16 protein-coding genes are annotated in these 22,158 nt (G+C 51.6%); 8 read left to right on the forward strand and 8 right to left on the reverse strand.

Annotated features, from left to right (window positions below; all coding sequences use genetic code 11):
* Window positions 1-33: 33 nt before the first annotated feature.
* On the reverse strand, window positions 34-1,386 hold the full coding sequence (locus AACY82_RS15580; RefSeq protein WP_339617764.1) for a multiheme c-type cytochrome: 1,353 nt from the start codon (window positions 1,384-1,386) through the stop codon (window positions 34-36).
* A gap of 334 nt (window positions 1,387-1,720) precedes the next feature.
* Entirely contained in the window at window positions 1,721-4,303 is a 2,583-nt protein-coding gene (locus tag AACY82_RS15585) for an EAL domain-containing protein (RefSeq protein WP_339617765.1), read from the reverse strand.
* 287 nt (window positions 4,304-4,590) lie between these two features.
* Between AACY82_RS15585 and AACY82_RS15590 the strand changes: the two genes are divergently transcribed.
* Window positions 4,591-7,215, forward strand: a complete 2,625-nt coding sequence (locus AACY82_RS15590) for a CHASE domain-containing protein (RefSeq protein WP_339617766.1) — start codon at window positions 4,591-4,593, stop codon at window positions 7,213-7,215.
* A 9-nt stretch (window positions 7,216-7,224) separates the two neighbouring features.
* Here the strand turns inward: AACY82_RS15590 and AACY82_RS15595 are convergent, their stop codons facing one another.
* Together AACY82_RS15595 and AACY82_RS15600 are read right to left on the reverse strand one after the other, a co-directional pair.
* Window positions 7,225-8,160 (reverse strand): prolyl oligopeptidase family serine peptidase, encoded by a 936-nt coding sequence (locus tag AACY82_RS15595; protein WP_339617767.1) that lies wholly within the window; start codon window positions 8,158-8,160, stop codon window positions 7,225-7,227.
* A gap of 33 nt (window positions 8,161-8,193) precedes the next feature.
* Window positions 8,194-8,673, reverse strand: coding sequence for an Lrp/AsnC family transcriptional regulator (locus AACY82_RS15600; protein WP_339617768.1), 480 nt, complete (start codon window positions 8,671-8,673; stop codon window positions 8,194-8,196).
* A gap of 268 nt (window positions 8,674-8,941) precedes the next feature.
* On the opposite strand from AACY82_RS15600, the gene leuA reads away from it, so the two are divergent.
* The 3 genes from leuA (at window position 8,942) to AACY82_RS15615 (ending at window position 13,323) form a co-directional block, all read left to right on the forward strand.
* Entirely contained in the window at window positions 8,942-10,636 is a 1,695-nt protein-coding gene (leuA, locus tag AACY82_RS15605) for a 2-isopropylmalate synthase (RefSeq protein WP_339617769.1), read from the forward strand.
* Between the two features lie 156 nt (window positions 10,637-10,792).
* On the forward strand, window positions 10,793-12,112 hold the full coding sequence (locus AACY82_RS15610) for a GGDEF domain-containing protein (RefSeq protein ID WP_339617770.1): 1,320 nt from the start codon (window positions 10,793-10,795) through the stop codon (window positions 12,110-12,112).
* Window positions 12,113-12,201: 89 nt separating this feature from the next.
* A complete protein-coding gene (locus tag AACY82_RS15615) occupies window positions 12,202-13,323 on the forward strand; it encodes a pectate lyase (RefSeq protein WP_339617771.1) in 1,122 nt (373 codons plus the stop codon).
* Here the strand turns inward: AACY82_RS15615 and AACY82_RS15620 are convergent.
* From AACY82_RS15620 to glyQ, 4 genes are read right to left on the reverse strand one after another with little or no spacing between them, the layout of a single operon-like run.
* Window positions 13,295-14,083 (reverse strand): lysophospholipid acyltransferase family protein, encoded by a 789-nt coding sequence (locus tag AACY82_RS15620; RefSeq protein WP_339617772.1) that lies wholly within the window; start codon window positions 14,081-14,083, stop codon window positions 13,295-13,297. The two genes, AACY82_RS15615 and AACY82_RS15620, sit on opposite strands and share 29 nt — an antisense overlap.
* Entirely contained in the window at window positions 14,083-14,658 is a 576-nt protein-coding gene (gmhB, locus tag AACY82_RS15625) for a D-glycero-beta-D-manno-heptose 1,7-bisphosphate 7-phosphatase (protein WP_339617773.1), read from the reverse strand. The genes AACY82_RS15620 and gmhB overlap by 1 nt, the downstream gene beginning before the upstream one ends.
* A 5-nt stretch (window positions 14,659-14,663) precedes the next feature.
* On the reverse strand, window positions 14,664-16,742 hold the full coding sequence (gene glyS / locus AACY82_RS15630) for a glycine--tRNA ligase subunit beta (RefSeq protein ID WP_339617774.1): 2,079 nt from the start codon (window positions 16,740-16,742) through the stop codon (window positions 14,664-14,666).
* Window position 16,743: 1 nt separating this feature from the next.
* The gene (glyQ, locus tag AACY82_RS15635; protein WP_339617775.1) at window positions 16,744-17,691 is read right to left on the reverse strand and encodes a glycine--tRNA ligase subunit alpha; all 948 of its coding nucleotides are present in this window, start codon (window positions 17,689-17,691) and stop codon (window positions 16,744-16,746) included.
* Between the two features lie 278 nt (window positions 17,692-17,969).
* On the opposite strand from glyQ, the gene AACY82_RS15640 reads away from it, so the two are divergent.
* The 4 genes from AACY82_RS15640 to AACY82_RS15655 all read left to right on the forward strand — a co-directional run bounded on the left by AACY82_RS15640 (window position 17,970) and on the right by AACY82_RS15655 (window position 22,140).
* Window positions 17,970-18,839, forward strand: a complete 870-nt coding sequence (locus AACY82_RS15640; protein ID WP_339617777.1) for a lysophospholipid acyltransferase family protein — start codon at window positions 17,970-17,972, stop codon at window positions 18,837-18,839.
* Between the two features lie 78 nt (window positions 18,840-18,917).
* Complete coding sequence (locus tag AACY82_RS15645) at window positions 18,918-19,664, forward strand: RimK/LysX family protein (RefSeq protein WP_339617778.1); 747 nt, start codon at window positions 18,918-18,920, stop codon at window positions 19,662-19,664.
* Window positions 19,661-21,184: a UUP1 family membrane protein gene (locus tag AACY82_RS15650; protein ID WP_339617779.1), complete on the forward strand. Its 1,524-nt coding sequence runs from the start codon at window positions 19,661-19,663 to the stop codon at window positions 21,182-21,184. Before AACY82_RS15645 ends, AACY82_RS15650 begins: the two co-directional genes overlap by 4 nt.
* A complete protein-coding gene (locus AACY82_RS15655) occupies window positions 21,184-22,140 on the forward strand; it encodes an alpha-L-glutamate ligase-like protein (protein ID WP_339617780.1) in 957 nt (318 codons plus the stop codon). Before AACY82_RS15650 ends, AACY82_RS15655 begins: the two co-directional genes overlap by 1 nt.
* Window positions 22,141-22,158: the final 18 nt, after the last annotated feature.

A 22,158-nucleotide genomic window follows, 5' to 3' on the forward strand; every position in this document is an offset into this window, starting at 1 on the left:
GTTTGAGCAAGAAGCCCTCGCTAAATTGAGTGTCTAGTTTTGATGGTAGGGATCACTTACGATGGTTTCAACTTTTACTGTGAGTTTATTTTTCCCTAATAAGTTGTCGACAAATGCTTGAGAGAAAGGCCAGTAATTGACGCTAGCGTTCACCGCCACGGGCCCTTGTACGTCTGCGGGAATATCAATGGCGTAATCAACCAAAGCGTGTCCTTTGGGCAGAATACGGTTATCTGACATAATGTGAGTAACACGCCAGACTTCCACCTCTACCTTTTTACCGTTCTTATCGCCAAGCTTTACCATAAAATTCTTTGTGTTTGGCTCGGTCTTGCCATTTTTAATTGCGCCCGAGCGATAGAACACCTTGCCGTTAGCATCGCTTAGTTTTATGTCCACCCAAACTTCACGCCCTTCGGGGAAGCCGGTGGGGAGTTTGTGTCCGGCCCCTGTATTGGTGATTTTAAGGCTTAGGGTAGTGCGTTGACCGGCCGTGAGGGAGGTGGGCGGATCAATAAGCTCGATGGTTGCACTTGATTGCAGTAAGGCACGAGCGCGCTTGGCGTTTTCTTGGTGGCCAAAATGCTCAAGCAAGGTAGTGTTACCGCCGGCAAACCAGTGGGTTGCTCGATCGGCGCGCTCAGGCCCCATGATGGCACTCTTTCCTTGGACCGGTTTCATGTGGCAATCCTGGCAGCCGATACCTGCAGTGCGGTAGGGGCTTTCAAACCACTCGTCGTAGGTTCGCTCTATCGGTACGCCGTTCAGTGGGTGAGTAACGTTATGGCAGGTAGCGCACATGGCCGACTCTGTGTGCAGCGGCGAGAACGCTGTCTCGTGATAGGGCGATTGTGCGTTTTGGCGCGGCCCGTACTTCACCCGCTTTTCCCCCGCATCGTTCATAACGTAAGAGCCATTATCAATGCCACTAATGGCGCTGATATTGTGGCAGCTCTCGCAGTCGACACCGGGTAAATCGGTTTCAGGGTTGTTGACCGCGGGAGGGCTCTGATTGTCGGTGCGGGTAACTTGACCGGTCATTAAACCGGTTGGCGTGTGGCAGCCAGTACAGAAATTATCGAGCGCACCATCGCTGGCTTTACTAGCCCGACTGAGCAAGGCGCGATAAATCGGATCGTCCCAGCTATGGGACATCATTGATGAACGCCATTCGCGATAGATATTGCTATGGCAGCCACTGCATACTTTGGCATCGTCAAAGCGGTGTTCAGGAAGCACTTTACCAGTAGAGGTGGCGGCCCGGTGTGGGCTATAAAGAGGCGTTAGTGCCTCGTCAATAATTCGTTGTTCGACAGCTGTGCCGGCAAACACAGAAAGGCTGAGAGTCAATAAGACTCCAACCACAGTGGTATGAATCAGGTGCATGCATAACTCCATTATTATTGTCGTCATCGACGTTAGGGCGGTATGCATCTATCAGAGCTAGTTTTATTCTTTTGGGGTAGGTTATATTAAGTAACAAAAAATACAATATTTATTGGTACTTAGTATAATAATTGTGAGTTAAAGCACGCTCCACTCGGATAAAGCGAGCGTCACTTAAAGTTACTTTGACTACCTTGTAATGGTGGTTGATTAAAATGTTTGCCGTGGTGAAACCAGCTAAAAATGGGTGTTTATGATTTATAAATAACTATTTGCAGCTCGGTGTTGGCCAGTTTTTTGGATATTTAATGGCCTTCCCGGTGTTGCGGGAGCTTTAAGTGTAGCGGTGACGCTGTTCTTGCTCGATCAGTTGAATAAATGATGCGGTGGGTAAGGGTTTATTAAAATAATAACCTTGGCCATAGTCGCACTGCCAGTGGCGCAAATAATTGAGTTGTTCTAGGGTTTCAATGCCCTCGGCAACAACTTCTAAATTAAGTTTGTGAGATAAATCAATCATTGTCTCGGTTAACGCCTCGGGTATCTTTTCTTGTCCGAGTTTTTTTATAAAAGACTGATCTATTTTAATAATATCGATGGGGAATTTTGTAAGATAACTCAGTGATGAATAACCGGTACCAAAATCATCAATAGCAATGGTAATACCAAGAGATTTAAGTTTGGTGAGAACCCACATTATCCGATCAGACTCTTCGATTAATAATCGTTCGGTTATTTCGACGGTAATATCAAGCTGTTCAGAAGCTTTTGTGATCAGTGCTAACCACCGGTCTAGTGAGTCATCTTTACTGGAAAAAACTCTGGGTGAAACATTAATAGATAAGCTGATTGGGTAGTTTAATCGCTGCGATAATGCGATTAACTGTTCACTGGCGGTAGCCAGTACAAAACGATCAATCTCGTTGATGCGGCCTGTCTCTTCTGCCAGGGTAATAAATTCATCGGTTGGTATTTGCTTGCCTGCGCGAAACCAGCGAACCAAAGCCTCGCACTTGCTGACCCTGTTATCGGTTAGATCAACGATAGGTTGGTAGTAAACACTAAACTCTTGCTTGTCGATCGCGGTGACCAGCTGGGTACTGAGTAAGTGACGTTTCTCTGAGTCGATTTGCATGTTCTTGGTGAAAAATTGCCAACCATTCCGGCCGGATCGTTTCACGCCATACATTGCTTGATCGGCTTTTGAGACTAATGACTCAACATTATCACCATCATCCGGGTACATAGAAATTCCTACGCTTGCACCGCAAAAAACATGGTTACTGTCGATATTATAAACTTGGCTGATGGCTTTGATTATGTGCTCGGCAACCGAGACGGCGATTTTGGCGTCGTAGACATCGTGTAAAATTACAATAAACTCATCGCCACTGTAGCGGGCAACGGTATCGGTGGCGCGAACGCAGGCTTTTATTCTCGTGCCAACACTTTGCAGGAGTCGATCTCCGGCTGAGTGTCCAAGGTTGTCGTTAACCGGTTTAAAATTATCCAGGTCGATGAAGAGTATGGCGAGTTTATTGTGGTCGCGTTGCGATTTAGCAATGGCTTTACTCAGTCGGTTTTGAAACAACAAACGATTGGGTAAACCGGTGAGTTGATCATAGATCGCTTGTTGTTGAATTTTTTCTGTAAAGCGCTTTCGCTCTGTAATGTCTTGCATAGAGCCGAGTACAGAATAGGGCGGATTCGTATCTTCCAGGGGCTTGCCAATAATGCGGACCCAACACTTGCCTAGTTTTTCACAAAAAAAGTTAAGCTCTATATCAAATGGCACACCAAGGCTGGCATCGATAATAGCCGACTTAAGGGTTTTGGCTTGCGTGGCATCAAACCGTGCCAGTATTTGGTTTAACGTGGGGGAGGGCGTTTGGTATTCCATGCCTAAAACTTTAGCGGTTTGTTCGCCCCAAAGTGTGACGACAAGTTCGTCTTTTTGCGGGCTAAGTTGCCAGCCACCGACTAGAGCTAACTTGCCGACCTCGCGCAACAGCGCTTCGCTTTTTTGCAGGGTTTTCTGGTAGCGCAAGTCGCGGCGCATTTGCTGGTAGCGAGAGGCAATAGCCATTAATAACATCAAGGCGATAACCAAAAAGGCTCCGCGTAGCACCCAAATGACATTGCTTTCGTCTTCCCAACCATGCGGCGGGCGGCCTGCCATTTGCCAGCTTCCGCGGCCAACGCTAAAAGTGGTGATAATGCTTCGCTGATCAGCGAAGAGCGCACTGTCACCTAAAAAGACCTCGCCATTTTGCCCCAGGCCATCTCTTCCGCGAATGGCAATATCGATCGGGAGGTCGTCTTTTAGTAGCCCAGCGGTTTGGTACAAATCTTTTGTCATCATTGGGGCCGAAACAATACCCCAAAAAGAGTCGTTTCGTGTAAACACAGCCACCCGGCCTATAACCGCTTCGCCCCCTTGTACTAACGTAAGGGGACCGGCGAGGTTTAGCTCACCGCGGCGGTTAAGCGTGTTGATGACGGCCATTTGTTTGGGTAATTGGCGGTAATCGACGCCCAGAGCTGCCTCATTACCTGCCATTGGATGGATATAGCGAATAATTAAATTGGGGGCGGCGGCTAAGTTCTTTAGCAGTGGTTCTTGACGGAACACAGTAGAGGCATAATCTTCGAATTCGGCTTGGGAAATATCGGGAAATAACCCGATATGTGCCGCCAAACCGCTAATCAGTGACAAGTTGTTGTTAATGGCACCTGACAGCTCCGCGGCGTAGGCGCTGAGTTGCTGGGTAACCTGTTGTTGCTTGTCGTGTAGCGCGGACTCGCGAAAATGGCGTTCCAACATAACTTCAGTCGCCGCTGCCGCTAATAGCAGAGCAACAAACATAGAGAGCGCCCACTTGGCCGCTGGGTTGCGCTTAAGGTTATCCAGCTTCATATCGACTTAGGCGAATCAGTGAGCAAGAGAGTGAGGTCTGCCAAATCATAGCCCCAATATAGCGTTTTTTGCGAAGTTTTACAGGGGTTATCGTTGGCTGTTTTTAATCTATCGGACTTACGGCGTCAGGGAGCTTGGCTCAGGCTTGCTTTAGGCCCTGTTCGCCTTTCCCACTGTGGCTGCGGTAGTGGAGGCTAAACCTGGCTTTAAGGTAAACGAGCCCTACGGACTGATGTGCTAAAGTTGGCTTACTGTCCGTACTTTCTAGTAAACAGGAGCTGATCTCTTTGTATACCCTCTTGCGCATACTTTTATTAGCCATCGTTTACTGGGTGGTGGGGCGTATGGCGCTGCTGATGGCTATACCCCCAGGGTTTGCCGGTGCGGCATTTCCGCCGGTGGGTATTGCCTTGGGCATGCTCTTGTTGTTTGGTGTTCGGCATTGGCCTGGTGTTTTTTTCGGCTCACTTGGCCTCAACTTATCGGTTGCCTATGGTATCAGTGGGCAGTTGTCCGCTGCGGGCCTAGGAGTTGCTATAGGTATCGCGGTGGGTAGCACGCTTGCGGTGGTTTGTGGTGAGCGGCTTATTGCTCGTTTTTGCTCGCGTGGTCAGGCGCTATCGAGTGAGCGTAATATTGCGCTAAGTTACTTTCTGGGTGGGCCTTTAAGTTGCTGCGTGAGTGCATCGATGGCAAGTGTCTGCTTATTTATAAGCGGTACCACCGCTCGTCAAGACGTGCCTTACACTTGGTGGACGTGGTGGCTGGGTGACTCAATCGGGGTTTTGGTCGCGCTCCCGATCATGTATATGTTGTTCGCCACCCCACGCGCGCTATGGCGCGCTCGTCTGTTAAGTGTCGGTGCCCCGTTGGCGATTGCTTGCGCGTTGATGATAGCTATTTTTATCAGAGTGAATGACGCCGAGCTGGACAAAATCCGACAGTCATTCCTGCAGCAGGCTTTACCGTTTAGCACCAATATAAAGGCGCGACTTGAGAGTCAGCTGAGCGTATTGAAAAGCATCGATAGTTTGTTTCACGCCTCTAATTATATTAGTGCGAAGGATTTTGATCATTTTGTTGCCAACCCCTTGAGCGATAACCCAGAGATTTACGCACTGTCGTGGAACGAGTATGTTCGTCACAAAGATCGTCCTCGCGCTGAGCGGGAGTTAAGCCTGCGAGATCTCTCCGCCCAGACTATTACTGAGGTAGACCCGCAAGGCAATTTAATCGTTGCGCGGCAGCGATTAGATTACGTGTATGTTAAATACGTTGTTCCTTTAGCGGGTAATGAAAAAGCACAAAGCTTTAATGTGGCCTCGATTCCTAATCGACGTGAGGTGTTAGAGCGCTCGGTCTCGAATCGTAGTGCGCAAATGACGGCGCCTATAAAACTGGTACAGGACAACCTCACCCAGAAAGCAATGCTGCTTTTTTACCCGGTTTATCAACACCTGGCGCCGCATAAGCAAAATGATTGGTCGCAGATTCAGGGGTTTGCTACCGCCGTGGTGTTTATGGATCGTATCGTCGATAAAGCGCTTGCCGGCTATGGTAAGAGCCCCACCATATCGGTCACTTTAGAGTACGTCGAGGGCGGTACGGCAGAGGTATTACATGCTGGAAAAAACAGGTCCGAATCGGTATTAGCCAACTATTTATTTCGGCAAGATACTTTCGAATTTGCCGGCCAAACGTTTCGCGTGACTCTTAGCCCCACGGATGCTTTTATCGCTCAACATCGCAGTCCCTTGAATTGGGCTGTGCTTGCGTTGGGTTTTTTGTTTTGCGCATTACTAGGCGGTTTCTTGTTATCACTTAGTACCCGTGCATCTATGATTCGACAACAGGTATTTGATCGGACACTTGAGTTATCGCTAATTTTGGAGCACGCCAGCGAAGCGATTTTAACCATAAATTGCAATGGCCGTATTACCAAAATAAATACCGCAGCGGCGCGTTTGATGGGGAGTGACCCTAAGTATTTAGAAAACACCAGCATTACGCCCTATTTACCCAAGCTGAGCTTAGCAGATACCGCGATTGACGAAAATTTCTTGGATAGTGCCAGTGGCACGATTGAAACAAGTCTGAGAACAGCGAGTGATGAATACTTAGCCGTTGAGGTTGGTAGCAGCACGATTGAGCTGGAGGGCGAGTGGTACCGAATATTAATTCTACACGATCTAACCGAGCGGAAAAAAGCGGAGCGGTTAAAAAGTGAGTTTATTAGTACTGTGAGCCACGAGTTGAGAACACCGCTCACGTCAATCAATGGTGCGCTTAAGTTGGTAAGCGCGGGTGTCGTTGGTGAGATTGACGATAAAGTAAAAAATATGGTGGATATCGCCCGCAATAATACAGAGCGTTTAGAGCAGCTGGTAAACGATATTCTGGATGTCGAGAAACTAGATTTTGATCAGATTAAGTTTGATTTTCAATCTTTAATATTGGTTGATGTTGTGAACCAAGCTGTCGAGGGAATCGCGAATTATGCAGAAGGATTTCGTGTTAGCGTTGTAAAGCGTGAAGAGTTTAATGTCTTCGATACGATTACTGTAACCGCCGATAAAAACCGTTTAATTCAGGTGCTGATTAATTTATTGTCAAATGCGATTAAGTACTCAGAGCCGGGCGGAAGAGTCGATATTGGTTTAAGTGTCAGTGAAAATGAGATTACCTTATCGATTAAAGATGAGGGCCGGGGTATGCCCGAGTATTTTAAAAAATATATATTTCAGAGATTTTCTCAGGCTGACTCCACTGACAGTCGTGAAAAAAGTGGTACCGGTTTAGGCTTGTATATTACTAAAACCTTAGTCGAGAGAATGTCGGGATCGATCCACTATGAATCCGAGTTGGGTCGGGGTACTGAGTTTTTTGTGACGCTTCCCCGAACCCAACGATAGCGTAAGTTGTTAGCGGCGTTGCTCTAACAACCACTGATAAAAATCATCGCTCTTATAAACTCGGCGCCAAGCGTCGTGGCCCATATCCTCGTGGGTGGTAAAGCGCACGTGGGCGTGACCCAGCTGTTCTAGACGGTTGAGGCCGGGGTAAAAATACTGAATAGGCACGGTGTGATCGCGGCCACCGGCAAATTGCCAGAGGGGAATCTGGTGCTTGGCTATGGGTGCGATATAAGAGGGGTGGCCCCAGCCAACTACAGGGGCAATGGCGGCAAACAGGGTTGGGTGTTGACTGGCCAACCACCAAGTGCCAAACCCACCGTAGCTCATTCCTGTGAGATAAAGCCGGCTTTTATCGGCACGAAAATCATGTTGCACCGCGTTAACAATGTGCATTAAATCGCCGTCGACTTTGTCCCAACCGCCGGGTAATAACGGTGGAATTAAACTCATATCGATATGAGAGGGTACACCCGTCATAGGCTTTGGTGTGGCAAAGTAGGGTGAGCGGGGAGGGGTGCCCTCATCAAGTCGCTCGGGTATTTGCGTACGAGAGCGGTTATCAATATAGCTAATGCCGCGCTTGTCCATGCCAAACATATGCAACTGCGGTGAAATGATAATAAAAGGCAGATCTTTTTTCTGAATCCAAGCTTCGTAAAGTGGGCCGTGAATTAATACGTAATCGAGATCTTCTTTACCGTTACCGCGCTCGCCGTTGCCATGTAAAAATAGAATAACAGGCCACTTTTTTTCGGGCTCGGTTTTATAGTTGCGCGGTAGATAGACAAAAAAATCACGCTCTTTGTTATCGACTTTGCTGACGTAGCTGATGCGCTCAAGGGAGGGCTCACTGGAGACCGGTTCGGCTGGTTGCGTTTCAGCAAAACTGCGCGCTCCACTTAACAGCAAACCAAGAGCGATCAGTCGGGTAAAGCGGTTCATAATCAGCCTCAATTATTATCGGTGTATGGTGATTTACGCTTTGTGCGAAATAGGCAGTGCCGTCGTGCGGATCGGCGACTTGAGTACAAAAGACGATTGTACTCCGGTAACACCGTCAATTCGCGTTAGCTTATTAAGCAGAAACTGCTGAAAGGCGTCCATATCTTCAACAATCACTTTAATTTGATAGTCCGCCGATTGCCCGGTAATCAGGTGACACTCTAACACTTCGGGGTAAGCGGCGATGGTGGTTTCAAAGTTCTCAAAGCGCTCGGGGGTATGCCGGTCCATACTTATTTGGATTAGTGCGGTGAGGTTGAGCCCTAACTTACGGGCGTTGATAAGGGCGACATAACCGTCAATTAAGCCGTCTTCTTCCAGCTGCCGCACGCGGCGTAGGCAGGGGGACGGTGACAGACTAATCGCGTCCGCCAGCTCTTGGTTGGAAATTCGTCCGTCCCGTTGCAGGCGCTCAAGAATCATTCCGTCATATCGGTCGAGTTGCGTGGCCACAAACACATTCCTATTAAAATTCTCAGAGAGGCAACTATAGCGCAACAATATGCTAATAAATGTAAATATAACGTTATTTTGGCAATCATCTGCCGCTTGCGGGTATCTATACTGTGTTTACGGGTGGACGAGGCGCAACCGACCACAAGTCAGGTGCGCTATTTGTCGCAAAGGGCCATAAGCTCTGGTGAGTAGCAAAAGTGGGAGACCCCTACTTGGAGTGATCGCCGCCCACCCCGAAAACCTTATAACGCCGTCGGAGAAGACCATGTTAAAGCAGCCACACACTAAATATCGCGCCTTTGCTCCGGTCGTTTTACGCGATCGCCAGTGGCCGAATAACACCATTACCCAGCCCCCGGTATGGATGAGCACTGACCTGCGCGACGGCAACCAGGCGCTGATTGATCCTATGTCGGTGGCGACCAAGCTGAAGTTTTTCCAGGCGCTGGTAGCGATGGGCTTTAAGGAAATAGAGGTGGGCTTTCCCTCGGCGTCGCAAGCCGATTTTGACTTGGTGAGACTGCTAATTGAGGATAACCACATACCCGATGACGTGACGATTGAGGTGTTAACGCAAGCGCGGCAGGAGTTAATCGACCGAACGGTGGAGTCGTTGGCAGGCGCGCGGCGAGCAATTGTGCATATGTATAACCCCACGGCGCCGGATTTTCGCGAGATCGTTTACCGCACCGATCAGGCCGGTGTTAAAGCCATTGCCGAGCAGGGCACCCGCTGGGTGCAACAGGCGACCGCACGTTACCCCGATACCGAGTGGGTCTACCAGTACTCACCCGAGGTTTTTTCGGGTACTGAGCTGGCGTTTGCCAAAGAGGTGGTTGATGCCGTGTCTGCTATTTGGCAGCCAAGCCCCGGCCACAAAATGATTGTTAACCTGCCAGCAACAGTGGAGATGGCAACGCCCAATACTTACGCCGATCAAATTGAGTGGATGCACCGCAACCTCGAACGACGCGATAGCATTGTCTTAAGCGTGCATCCGCATAATGACCGCGGCACTGCGGTAGCGGCGGCCGAGTTGGCCGTTATGGCCGGCGCTGATCGCGTAGAGGGCTGCTTGTTTGGCAACGGCGAGCGCACCGGCAACGTGGATTTGGTGACCTTAGCACTCAATTTATACACCCAAGGCGTCGATCCAGGTCTCGATTTTGGTCAGATCGATCAGGTCCGTCAATTGGTCGAGCATTGTAACCAGCTGCCGGTGCACCCGCGTCACCCCTATGCGGGCGAATTAGTTTTCACGGCGTTTTCGGGCTCACACCAAGACGCCATTAAAAAAGGTTTTGCCCAGCGCCAAGAGGGGGACGTTTGGCGAGTACCTTACTTGCCGGTAGATCCGGCCGACCTCGGCCGCTCTTACGAGTCAGTCGTGCGGGTCAATAGCCAATCGGGTAAGGGTGGTATTAGTTTTCTTTTGCTGCAAGAGTTTGGGTTAGATATACCCCGGCGCCTACAAATTGAATTTAGCCGTATCGTTCAGGCGCACACCGATAAAACCGGCAAAGAGGTGACTAGTGCGGATATCTTTGCCCTGTTTGAACGGGAGTACTTACAGCTGAGCGAGCCAGTTAGCTACCACCATAACGAGCAGCATAGCCGTGATGATGAAGTATCCATGGCGCTGGAGGTAAGCATTGCCGGAAAAGCACAGCGCCTTAAGGGACAGGGCAGTGGTCCGGTCGCGGCGGCGGTAGCTGCTTTACAGCCTTTGGTTGATGAGCCGATGGTCGTCATCGATTATCACGAGCACGCGATTAGTGGTGGTGGCGCTAAGGGTGATGCGGTGAGCTATATTGAATTGCGCTTCGGCTCAAATGACCCAGTGTTTGGTGTGGGGCGCGATGGCAGTATTGTGGCGGCGGCGATTAAAGCCTTAATTAATGGTGTCAATCGCTCGGTAGCGAGCGCAGCCCCGGGCTCGCAAGTGGCATTGTCTGCTTAAATGGGCTAAATATAAAGCACAATACGGTTTCCTGTCGGGCCGTGTTGTGTTTTTTTATTGATAATAAGCAGAGTCTGTCACGCTAGCGCAGGTTCTAAAAAACCAAATGTTGCGGTAAGCTGCCTTACTATCGACGACACAACGGATACGCTGTTTGTGAGTACACAACGTTTACCTGAAACGTTTCCCCGGTGGTTGTTGTTTGCCGCTTTACTACTGACACTGCTTGCAGTGGTTGGCCATCAGTTTATACCTCCACGTGTGCACACCCTCCTGCCTGATACCAATGCGACGCGTTTTATTTACGGTGACTCAGATACCGGCGGCGGTACACGGGTAGAGTGGTTAGACTATGAAAAAAACGCTTTTCGCTGCAGCCGGGTAGCCGATAAACCATCGCATTATTGCGGCTTTAATTTGGCGCTAAGCGAGGATTATATCAGCGGAATTGATATCGCAGCGTTTGACGAGCTGCGCCTGGTGATGAAGGTAAACTCCACTAAGCCGCGCCTGTCCATTTTTATGCGAAACTACAACCCCGCTTACAGTACTCCCGATAATGGCGACAGTGCGCAGTACATTGTTTTTAATGTTCGCACCGAAGATATTGACCCCGAGTTGGTGATTGGTTTAGATGAATTCCGTGTGGCCGATTGGTGGTTGGAATCCCACGATATTCCCCGGCAATATATTAAGCCTGAATTTACCAACATTACCTTAATAGGCGCTAACTTTGGCAGTAACCTGCCGGTGGGCGCGCACGATTTGGAAATTGTCAGGATGCAACTGCAGGGCCCCTGGGTTGCGGCAGAGCTTTGGTACCGGTGGGTGATCGGAGTGTGGCTTGTGGGTGGTTTTGGCTTTTTGCTTATCCAGTCGGTTTACTACGCTCGGCGCGCCAAGGGTAGCGAGCGTCGCTATCGCTGGTTGCAGTCGCGCCATAAACAACTGCGAGATCAAGCGGATAACCTACGGGATATGGCGCAGCGCGATAAGCTTACCGGGCTACTCAACCGCTATGGTCTGGAGCTGTCGCTCGATACGCTGACTCGTCACAGAGATATGCCGGTCGCATTGCTCTTGCTCGATATCGATCATTTTAAGCGAATCAACGACCGCCGTGGTCACAACCAGGGCGATAAGGTATTAATTCATATCGCGAATATTTTGAATGATAATACCCGCGCTGGAGACTTAGTGGCCCGCTGGGGCGGAGAGGAGTTTTTAATAGTCGCCTGTGATATCGATGCCAGCGAAATTTACACCTTGGCCGATAAAATCCGCACGCGAATTTTCTCGGAGGAATGTTTTAGTGCCGAACAGCCGCTATCGGTCAGTGCCAGTGTGGGTGCAGTACAGTGGCGGCCGGATGAGACCTTTGAGCAAAGCTTACACCGTGCCGATGAGCTGCTCTATCAAGCTAAAGGCATTGGACGTAACTGCGCGGTAACAGATCAGCCTGCCACTCACGGATAATCGTGCATCGTGTGTCCCGAGGCGCCGCTGTTGAGTTACAATATCGCGCAACTTATATTCTCGCTATGCCAACCTTATTGAGCGCAGCTTTGATTCATACCCGTATCACTTGTCTTATTTTGCTTCTGACGCTGGGCGCCTGTAGCCATCAGCCCCCGGTGTATCGCCCGGTGGCGACGGATGGCTTCGCCCGAGTACTTGAGTTTTGGCAACGAACTCATAGTGACGAGAAGGTCGACCTTTACAGTCAAGACCAAATTCTGGCGATAGCTGACAACCTGTTGTTAATGCAGCGCAACAACGGCGGCTGGCCAGCGAATATTAACCCTTTCCGCAAGCTTACCGGCGATCAGCGCTTACAGTTTCTAAAAGACCAAAATGCGCGCGATGCTAGTTTTGCTAACGCCAATATTATTCCGCAAATTTTTTATCTATCTCATGTCTATTTGCAAACGGGCGATGTGCGCTACCGCGATAGCGCTAAAAAAGCGTTTCGGTTGGTCATGAGCGCTCAGTTGTACAACGGCGGTTGGAGCCAACAAGCCCAGTCAGCGATAGATGAGATGGCGACCATTGATACCCGCGCCACCGTTACTGCCCTTAGATTTTTACGGCGTGTGGCAGGAGGAGAGATGCCTTATGGTTATGTCCCGTTTGATATGCGTCGCGAGGCAGCCGACAGCGTGCGTAAAGGCGATCAGTTATTACTGCGCCTGCAGCAAGCACACGACAGTCGCGCCAGTATTTGGGCCGGCGCTTACGATTTAAAAACATCGCAACCTACAGCCGCAAGCGCCGAGGTAGTCGCCGCGTTAGACCCTGAGGTAAGCGTACGGATTACCCGTTATTTTATGCAAATTGAGCGGCCCCCCGCTGAGGTAGTGCGTGCGGTAACCGGCGCTGCCGATTGGTTTAGCCGCAACACCTTGCAACAGGCGCAGTTACGCTCTGGCGCTAAACGGCCGGGCTGGTTGCCTGCGTATTCGCGGGTTGCGCTACCGCGTAAAGCGGTTTGGGCACGGGAATATACCATTGCGACCAGTAAACCGTTGGTGGGCGCTGCAAATGGTCGCACTGTAAAGCCTTACGAGGTCAATGCTCTGGCGGCCGATCACGACTGGTACGGTAGTTGGGCGCGCGAGTTACTGCAGACAGAGTACCCTCGCTGGCGGCGCCGCGTGATTATTCCGTCGGGGAGTCCGACGCTTTAGGGGTGTTTTTTTGCTGTTGCCACGGGGCGTATCTACCGTCGTCGCGGGCGATCGGCAATTGTTCGATTTGCTGCTCTATCCAATTTTTTAACTCTTCAGTCAGTGTTTTGCGATCGCGCCCCTCGGTGGGAATCGCATCGCCAATCACAATAGAAATCTCACCCGGGTATTTTAAAAAATGCTTATGCGGCCAGCACTCGGCGGCATTGTGCGCGACGGGAATAATCGGTGTACCGGTACTGCAGGCGATATCGGCACCGCTGCGCGCGTAGTTGCCGATTTTGCCTAAACCAATGCGTGTGCCCTCGGGAAACACCAATACACTGATCCCTTGTTTTAAGCGCTCGATGCTTTTAATTTTTACATCTTTAAGCGCTTGCATACGGTTGCTGCGATCAATCGCAATGGGCCGCATTGATGCCAAGCCCCACCCAAAAAAAGGGATTCGCAATAGCTCTTTCTTTAAAATAATACTCACTGGGGCTAAGTGATACTGTAAAAACAGTGTTTCCCAAGTGCTTTGATGTTTGGCCATAATCACCACTGGGTGATTTTTATATTGGCGCTGGTCGATTACTTTTATGCGGATATTGCAGGTAACTTTTAGCCACCACATTACAAACCGGTTCCACAAGGTCACTGCGCGCCAACGCAGCGGGTAAGGCAAAAAGGGCCACAGCAGTAGGCTAACTGTGCCGCCAATAATCCCCGAGCTGTAATAACCGGTGTTAAACAATAAAGTGCGCAGGTACAGCAACATCAGACGTCCTGTTCAATAATTAACTCAGCGGCTGCGGCTAAATCGGCCACAATAGTCACCGCGTGCCCGCCAAGGCTAAATTCGGCCTCAGCACCGGGCGAGTGTTCCAGTTGTGTGCGGGTGGTAGCGCCGTTGCCGGTTTCTACCAACATTAACCGGCAGCCTTTGGCGAGCCCGGTTTGCAAGTCGCGCAAACTATCGCCGACAAACGTACAGCCCTCGGCGCTGGTATTGAACACCGCCTCGATGGCATCCACCAAGCCGGGCAAAGGTTTGCGACATTTACAGCTATCGTCGGGGCCGTGCGGGCAGTAAAAAATCGCACCCAGCTCGGCCTCTTGCGCCTCGACTAACTGAGTGAGTTTGGCGTGCATTGCCTCGAGGTCGTCGAGATCGAAATAGCCCCTCGCTAACCCCGACTGATTGGTTGCCACCACCACAGTAAAGCCCGCCTTATACAGGCGGGCGATTGCCTCAATACTGCCGGGTAGTGGTTGCCATTGCTCCGCGCTGCGGACGTAATCACCGGTGTCTTGATTGATAACGCCGTCGCGATCGAGAATCACCAGTTTCATTGCTATTACCCTTTTGTCGGTGCCAGCGCTGAAATGTCGGCCACCTGTAAAAATAAACCGCGCAACTGCGCGAGCAGAGCGAGACGGTTATTTTTTAAGGCCTCGTCGTCGGCCATGACCATGACGTCATCAAAAAAGGTGTCCACGGCGGCGCGCAAGGTGGCCAGTTCAGCCAGGGCATCGGCATAGCGACGCTCGGTAAACAGTGGCTCGATTCGCTGAGCTTTGTCGGCTACAGCCTCTGCCAATTGTTGCTCGGCAGGCTCTTTAAGTAGCTCGGGTTTTACTTCGGTGGCCGGAGCGCTATCGAGCTTGCTTAATATATTGGATACGCGCTTATTGGCCGCCGCTAACGCTTGCGCTTCAGGCAGTTGCGCAAAAGCGTCTACCGCTAGTACCCGAGTGTTTATATCTACCGGGTGGCTCAGTTTTTTAGCGGCTACCGCTAAGTAAACCTCGGTGGCAATTTGATCTTCTTCATACCAGGCGCGAAAGCGATCCAGCATGTAAGCCAACGATTCTTCTACCGCATTTTCGGCGTCTTTAATGCTGTCGCCGTGATTGCGGGCGGCGCGGGTTAACAGCTCGCGTAAATCTAAATTGATGTCTTTTTCGACCATCAAGCGCAAAGCCCCTAAACTTGCACGGCGCAGTGCGAAAGGATCTTTGGAGCCGGTAGGCTTTTGCCCGATACCAAAGATACCGACGATGGTGTCGAGGCGGTCGGCCAATGCTATCAGCGTACCTGTGACGGTGTGAGGTAGTTCATCGCCGGCGTATTTTGGCAGGTACTGCTCTTTAAGCGCGCTGGCGACCTCTGGGTCTTCGCCGTCGTTTAAGGCGTAATAGTAGCCGGCAATCCCCTGCATTTTATCGAACTCCAGCACCATCTCGGTAACCAGGTCAACTTTTGATAACTCGCCAGCGCGTTTGGCTTTAGTTGCATCGGCGCCAATGTCGCTGGCAATGCTGGCCGCGAGCGCGGCGATGCGGTCGGTTTTATCTAAAATGCTGCCGAGCTTAGCTTGAAACACAATGGAGCCTAAACGTTGGCGTTGCGATTCTAAGCTGTGTTTTTTATCGGTCTCAAAAAAGAAGGCAGCGTCAGAAAGGCGCGGGCGAATCACGCGCTCGTTGCCATCGATGACTTGCGCGGGATCTTTCGACTCGATATTGGCTACGGTAATAAAGTAGGGCTTAAGCTGGCCGTCGTGGTCGACCACGTGAAAGTATTTTTGGTGCTCAGCCATCGAAGAGATCAACGCCTCGGCGGGAACCTCCAAAAAGCGCTCTTCAAAACGGCCGGTTAAGGCGACGGGCCACTCAACCAAAGCGGTGACTTCGTCCAGCAGCTCTTCGCTGATAACCGCAGTGCCGTCGATGGCGGCGGCTTCGCGATTGACTTGCTCTATAATTAACGCTCGGCGCGCCGCCATATCGACTTGCACGTAAGCGTTAAGCATGGTGGTCACATAGTCGGCAGCAGAGTTAATGCTCACCGCTTGGTTGTGATGGAAGCGATGGCCGCGGCTTTCGCGCCCGGCGTTTAGGCCGAGCACTTGGGCGTCTATCACATCGCTGCCGTAGAGCATAACCAACCAGTGTGCCGGGCGAACAAACTCAGTACGTTTTGCCCCCCAGCGCATCCGTTTAGGGATGGGTAACTTGGCTAAAGAGTCGTTAACAATGCCTGCTAAGAGCTCGACGGCGGGTTCGCCACCGGCTTGTTGATGGGCCACAAGTTTGTCGGCCTTGCCGTCGTTTTCGGTTTTGAGCTGATCGATCTCTAGGGCGTTTTTCTTGGCAAAGGCTTCGGCGGCGCGCGTCGGCTTGCCGTCGGCAGCAAATGCCACTTGAGCCGGCGGCCCCCAGTTCGTCACCTGGCGTACCGGGGTGGCCTCGGCCAGTTGCCCTACCACTAACGCTAAACGGCGCGGCGAGGCGTAGCTATTGATGTTGCTGTAGGCCAATCCGGCCTCATCCAGCCCAGCTTTAACGCCGTTGGCGAGTGCGGCCAAGAGGTTTTTCAGGGCTGTGGGGGGCAGCTCTTCGGTGCCCAGCTCTAATAAAAAATCACGAGACATCTTATTTCTCCTCCCCGGCTAATAACTCCGCGCGCAAATCGTCCGCTGCAAGCGGAAAGCCCAGGGCTTTACGGGCATCAAAATAGGCTTGGGCCACCGCGCGCGCCAAGGTGCGGACCCGCAGAATAAAGCGCTGGCGCTCGGTGACCGAAATGGCGTGGCGGGCATCCAGTAGGTTAAACGCGTGTGAGGCTTTCATAACCATTTCATAGGCGGGCAGAGCGAGGCCGGCGTCTACCAGGCGTTGGCTCTCGCGCTCGCAAACGTCAAAGGTCTGAAACAGAAACTCGACATCGGCGTGTTCAAAGTTGTAGGTCGACATCTCGACTTCGTTTTGGTGAAACACATCGCCGTAGGAGACTTTTTTGCCGTCGGGGCTGATGGTCCAGGTTAGATCAAAGATTGAGTCGACACCCTGCAAGTACATGGCGATGCGCTCAAGGCCGTACGTGATCTCGCCCGTCACTGGGTAGCATTCAATGCCGCCCACCTGCTGGAAGTAGGTGAACTGAGTCACCTCCATACCGTTGAGCCACACCTCCCAACCAAGGCCCCAGGCGCCCAATGTGGGGGATTCCCAGTTGTCTTCAACAAAGCGGACGTCGTGCACGTTAGTGTCTATGCCCAGCTCGCGCAGCGACTCTAGGTAGAGGTCTTGAATGTTGTCGGGCGATGGCTTGAGTACTACCTGAAACTGGTAATAATGCTGCAACCGGTTGGGGTTTTCGCCGTAGCGGCCATCTGTGGGGCGGCGGCAAGGCTGAACGTAGGCGCTGTGCCAGGTTTCGGGGCCGATGGCGCGCAGGAAGGTTGCCGGGTGAAAGGTTCCCGCCCCCACTTCCATATCCAGCGGTTGCAGAATAACGCAGCCCTGGCGGGCCCAATATTCTTGCAGGGCGAGGATGAGCCCTTGAAACGTACTAACATCAGCTTTTGGTCGTTCGGACACGGTGTTTTGCCTCCGGGCAAGTGCATGTGGCTCGCGTGATTAGGATGAGAATCTTAAGACAATAAAGCCATTGAGACTGTCTGGACCACGCAAAGGGGCGAATTATAGCGTCAGTACTGGCCTATTGGTATGGTGCAACCGCAAAGTGCGGGCTATTGGGGGCAAATTAGCCGGTAAAGTGACGCGATTATGCACTTAAGTGGGTGTAAGCGCTTTTCGTTTTTGCGCAATTTCCGGTAAGCTTCACCACGATTTTTACTGCTGTGGGGTTGCGGCACTTGAAAGACACCGTGATATTGATGCTACTTAAAGTGGTGGGGAGCTTGCCGCTGTGGATGGCCCGCGCTTTGGGCGCGGGCGTCGGTGGGCTAATGTGGTACACGGGTTCGCGTGCCGCCCGGGTGACAGAGACCAACCTAGCGCTCTGTTATAGCGAGCTGAGCGACCGCGAGCGCCGTAAACTGGCGCGTCAGAGCCTGCTGGAGGCCGGTCGGACCGGCGCTGAGATCCCAGTCGTTTGGCGCCGCTCGGACGCCTGGATCCGCCACCGGGTAAAGGCCTTTCACGGCAGTGACTTGCTTCGCGAAGCCTTGGCCAAAAAACGCGGAGTGATCGTTTTGACGCCTCACTTGGGCAACTGGGAAGTGTTGCCCGCCATACTGACCCTGTATGAACAGGTGGCTATGTTGTATCAGCCGCCCAAGGGTGAGGCCCTGCATCAATATTTGCAACGTGTTCGGCATCGCCCGGGCACTACCTTAGCCCCCACCACCGGACGGGGGGTGGCGGCGTTGACAAAAGCCCTGCGGGCGGGTCAATTGGCTGCTATCCTGCCCGACCAAGTACCCGATGTGGGTAAAGGCGGTATTGAGGTGCCGTTTATGGGTGAGCAAGCGTTAACCATGACGTTGTTACACAGCATGTTGCAACGCAGTGAGTGCGACGTTTTATTGATTTACGTACTGCGGGTCAGGGGCGGATTCGAGGTGGTGGCAACGCGCTGTGACGAGGCTGTTTACAGCAGCGATGTCCATGAGTCAGTGGCGGCCATGAATCGCACGGTCGCCGGCGCTGTCGCTAGCGCACCGGCGCAGTATCAGTGGGAGTACAAAAGGTTTAAAGGACGCGAACAAGGGGAGCCTTACTAGGGGCACCCTAAAGGTAACTAAGGTTAGACCTTAAATAACAATGAGCTGAGCTCGTTTTAAATTATGCAGGTTATAAAGATGTATCGACGTTATCCAGTTGTATTGCTGAGTTTAGTGGCCTTGCTTGCCGTTGGTTGTGCCAGTAATTACCGCGTAGTCAAAACCGCGCAACTGGACACCGTGAGCCAGTGTGCGGCTATGGCTGATCAAAACCATCAGCAGTTACTGGTTCAACAACAGCAGCTGTCCTTGCGTGTTGATGAAGTTTTGCAGCAACTGAACGCGACTCAAACTCAGGCGCCACAAACTGAGCCGCTCAACTGCCCTGAAGTGACTTATATTGCTGAGCCACCGGCTACATCGTCGCCGCGCGAGGGTCGGGATGCCGCCTCGAAGCAGTTAGTGGGCGCGGTTGAGCAGGTTCGTTTTGATGGCTTGGGCATGACCCTCGACGCGCGGATCGATACCGGCATTGCGACAGCCGTGCTTGATGCTCGGGATGTTCAGCCGTTTGAGCGCAACAGCGAAGACTGGGTGCGTTTTGTGGTGCAGTCCAAGGGGGGTGAACCACAAGAGATCGAGCGCAAGTTAACACGCATGGCGAGTTTGCCCGCCGGCAATGGCGAGGGCAAAAAACGCCCGGTCATCAGCATGCGGTTTACGCTCGGTCGTGTGTCCCAACAAGGCGAGTTTATTTTGGCTGATCGCAGTACGAACGAATATCCGGTACTACTGGGCCGGCTTGCGCTGCGCGATGTGATGATTGTCGATGTAGGTCGTAATAATTTGGCGCCGGTACCGGCAGAGCAAGGTGAGACGCCATGAAGATGCAGCGTTTGCCGTTTTACTTATTGATATTGGCACTGTTAGTGGCAGGCTTTGGTACGGCGTGGTTACGTCATATAGAAACCGATGTTCCGCTAATGCCTGGCGAGCAAAAACCGGTATGGCTCATTGAGGCGCGTATCGATTTTTTTGCCCAAGGTGGCGAAACCACGGTGCGACTGGATCTGCCGGATGAAACTCCGGGGTTTCGGTTAATTCGCGAGCAAGCGGCGTCCTCGGGTTATGGTTTTGCGGTACTTAACGACAACAACAATCGCCGTGCCGAGTGGACCCGCCGCAGTGCCGGAGGCTACCAAACCCTGTACTACAACGCCCAGTATTTGCCGGTAACACGCAATGCCAGCGATCTAGCGTTGGGCGACGACTTAGCCCCCAAAGTCAGCGAAGTTTTTTGGGATGAACCACAAGCGACGGCCGCCCGCGAGCTATTGCGCGGTGCCCGTTCACGCTCGACGACACCAGCCAGTACGGCCCGCGAAATATTAAAGCTGCTGAACAGCTCACCCGATCAAAATGCTGAGTTGTTACTCGCCGCCGAGCCGGATCGTGCCGATCTGCTGGTTAACTTGCTTAACCAATCGGGTGTGGCGGCGCGCACCGTAATGGGGTTGTACCTTGAGGACGCCCGGCGCCGACAAAGCTTAACCCCCATGGTCGAAGTGTTTACCGATAATGGCTGGGTGGTGATTAATGCCAATACTGGGGAGCAGGGCTTGCCCGAAAACCTACTGCTGTGGTCGCGGGGTGAAGCCGCCCAGCTAGATGTTATTGGTGGTGAGAACTCGCGGTTAAGTTTTTCCATGATTCGGCAAACCGTGCCGGCTATGGCGCTGTCAAAAACTCAGTTTAGCGATAACGTCTTTAGCTTACTTGGCGTTTACAGTTTGCCAATTGAAGAGCAGGGCATGTTTAAGCTGCTGTTTTTGTTGCCCCTTGGCGCGTTTGTTGTGGTATTTATGCGCGTGGTAGTGGGCTTACAAACCGCTGGCACCTTTATGCCCATTTTGATTTCGTTGGCCTTTTTGCAGACCTCGCTTGTGCCCGGATTAATCAGTTTTGTGTTGATTGTGGGTTTAGGTTTACTGCTGCGTAGCTATCTATCTTATTTGAATTTGCTGTTGGTGGCCCGTATTGCGGCCCTGATTGTGTTGGTGATCTTCCTGATTAGTGTGTTGTCGCTGGTCGGTTACCGACTCGGTTTTAATGCCGGCATTACGATTACTTTCTTCCCCATGATTATTATTGCCTGGACGATTGAGCGCATGAGCATTCTGTGGGAAGAAGAGGGTGTGCGCGAAGTACTTACCCAGGGCGGCGGTAGTTTGTTAGTCGCGATACTGGCGTACTTGCTAATGAGCGTTGAGGTCATTAACCACTTGAGCTTTAATTTCCCCGAGTTGAACTTAGTGATTCTGGCGTTAATTTTGGTGATGGGGCAGTACACTGGCTACAAGCTATCCGAGTTGTATCGCTTTCAATCTATGCGGGCCGATGACTGATGTTAATTAGCCCGGGTAAACTAAAGCGCTTAGGTATGTTGGGCATGAACTGCCGCAACCGAGATTTTATTGGCCGCTACAATGACCGCCGTTTGTATCCATTGGTCGACAACAAATTAAAAACTAAATTGTTGGCCGAAGAGTATCAACTGGCGACGCCGCAGTTGCGTTTTACTATTCGCGAGCAACACCAGATTTCTCATGTTGGCAATCTGCTAAAAAACCTGAATGGTTTTGCCATCAAGCCGGCTAAAGGCTCGGGTGGTAAAGGTATATGGGTAATCACCGGCCGCGATGGTGACGATTTTGTTAAGTCCTCTGGCGCGGTGATTACGTTGGCGGATATTCGTCGTCACCTAAGTAATACCTTGGCTGGGCTTTATTCGCTGGGTGGCTCAAGCGACGAAGTGTTGATCGAAGATTTGATTGAGTTTGACACTTGCTTTGATGGCTTTTCATTTGAAGGCGTGCCCGATATACGCATAGTTGTGTTTCGCGGGTTTCCTGTTATGGCGATGTTGCGCTTGGCCACCCACGCCTCAGATGGCAAGGCAAATTTGCACCAAGGTGCGGTGGGCGTGGGTTTGGATTTGGCCACCGGACGCAGTTTAAACGCCGTACAGTTTGGCCGGCCTATCTATGAACACCCGGATACCAAGCGCGCCCTGAGCGATATTAACATTGCTGACTGGCACGGTATGTTGTTGTTGGCCGCACGCTGTTACGAGATGACCGGGCTTGGTTATGTTGGTGCTGATTTGGTGCTGGATGCCAACCGAGGCCCAGAGCTGTTGGAGTTAAATGCTCGCCCAGGCTTGGCGATTCAGGTGGCCAATGGCCGGGGTTTATTGCCGCGCTTGCGTCATATCGAAACCTTAAAAGAAAAGCAGTTTCCCGATGCCCTAAGTCGAGTTAATTACGTTAAAGAGCACTTTGCCGCCGAGACGCTGCTATAAAAAGTGTATGGTCGCCGC

This window comes from uncultured Gilvimarinus sp., assembly GCF_963972205.1.
Taxonomy (GTDB): Bacteria; Pseudomonadota; Gammaproteobacteria; order Pseudomonadales; family Cellvibrionaceae; genus Gilvimarinus; species Gilvimarinus japonicus.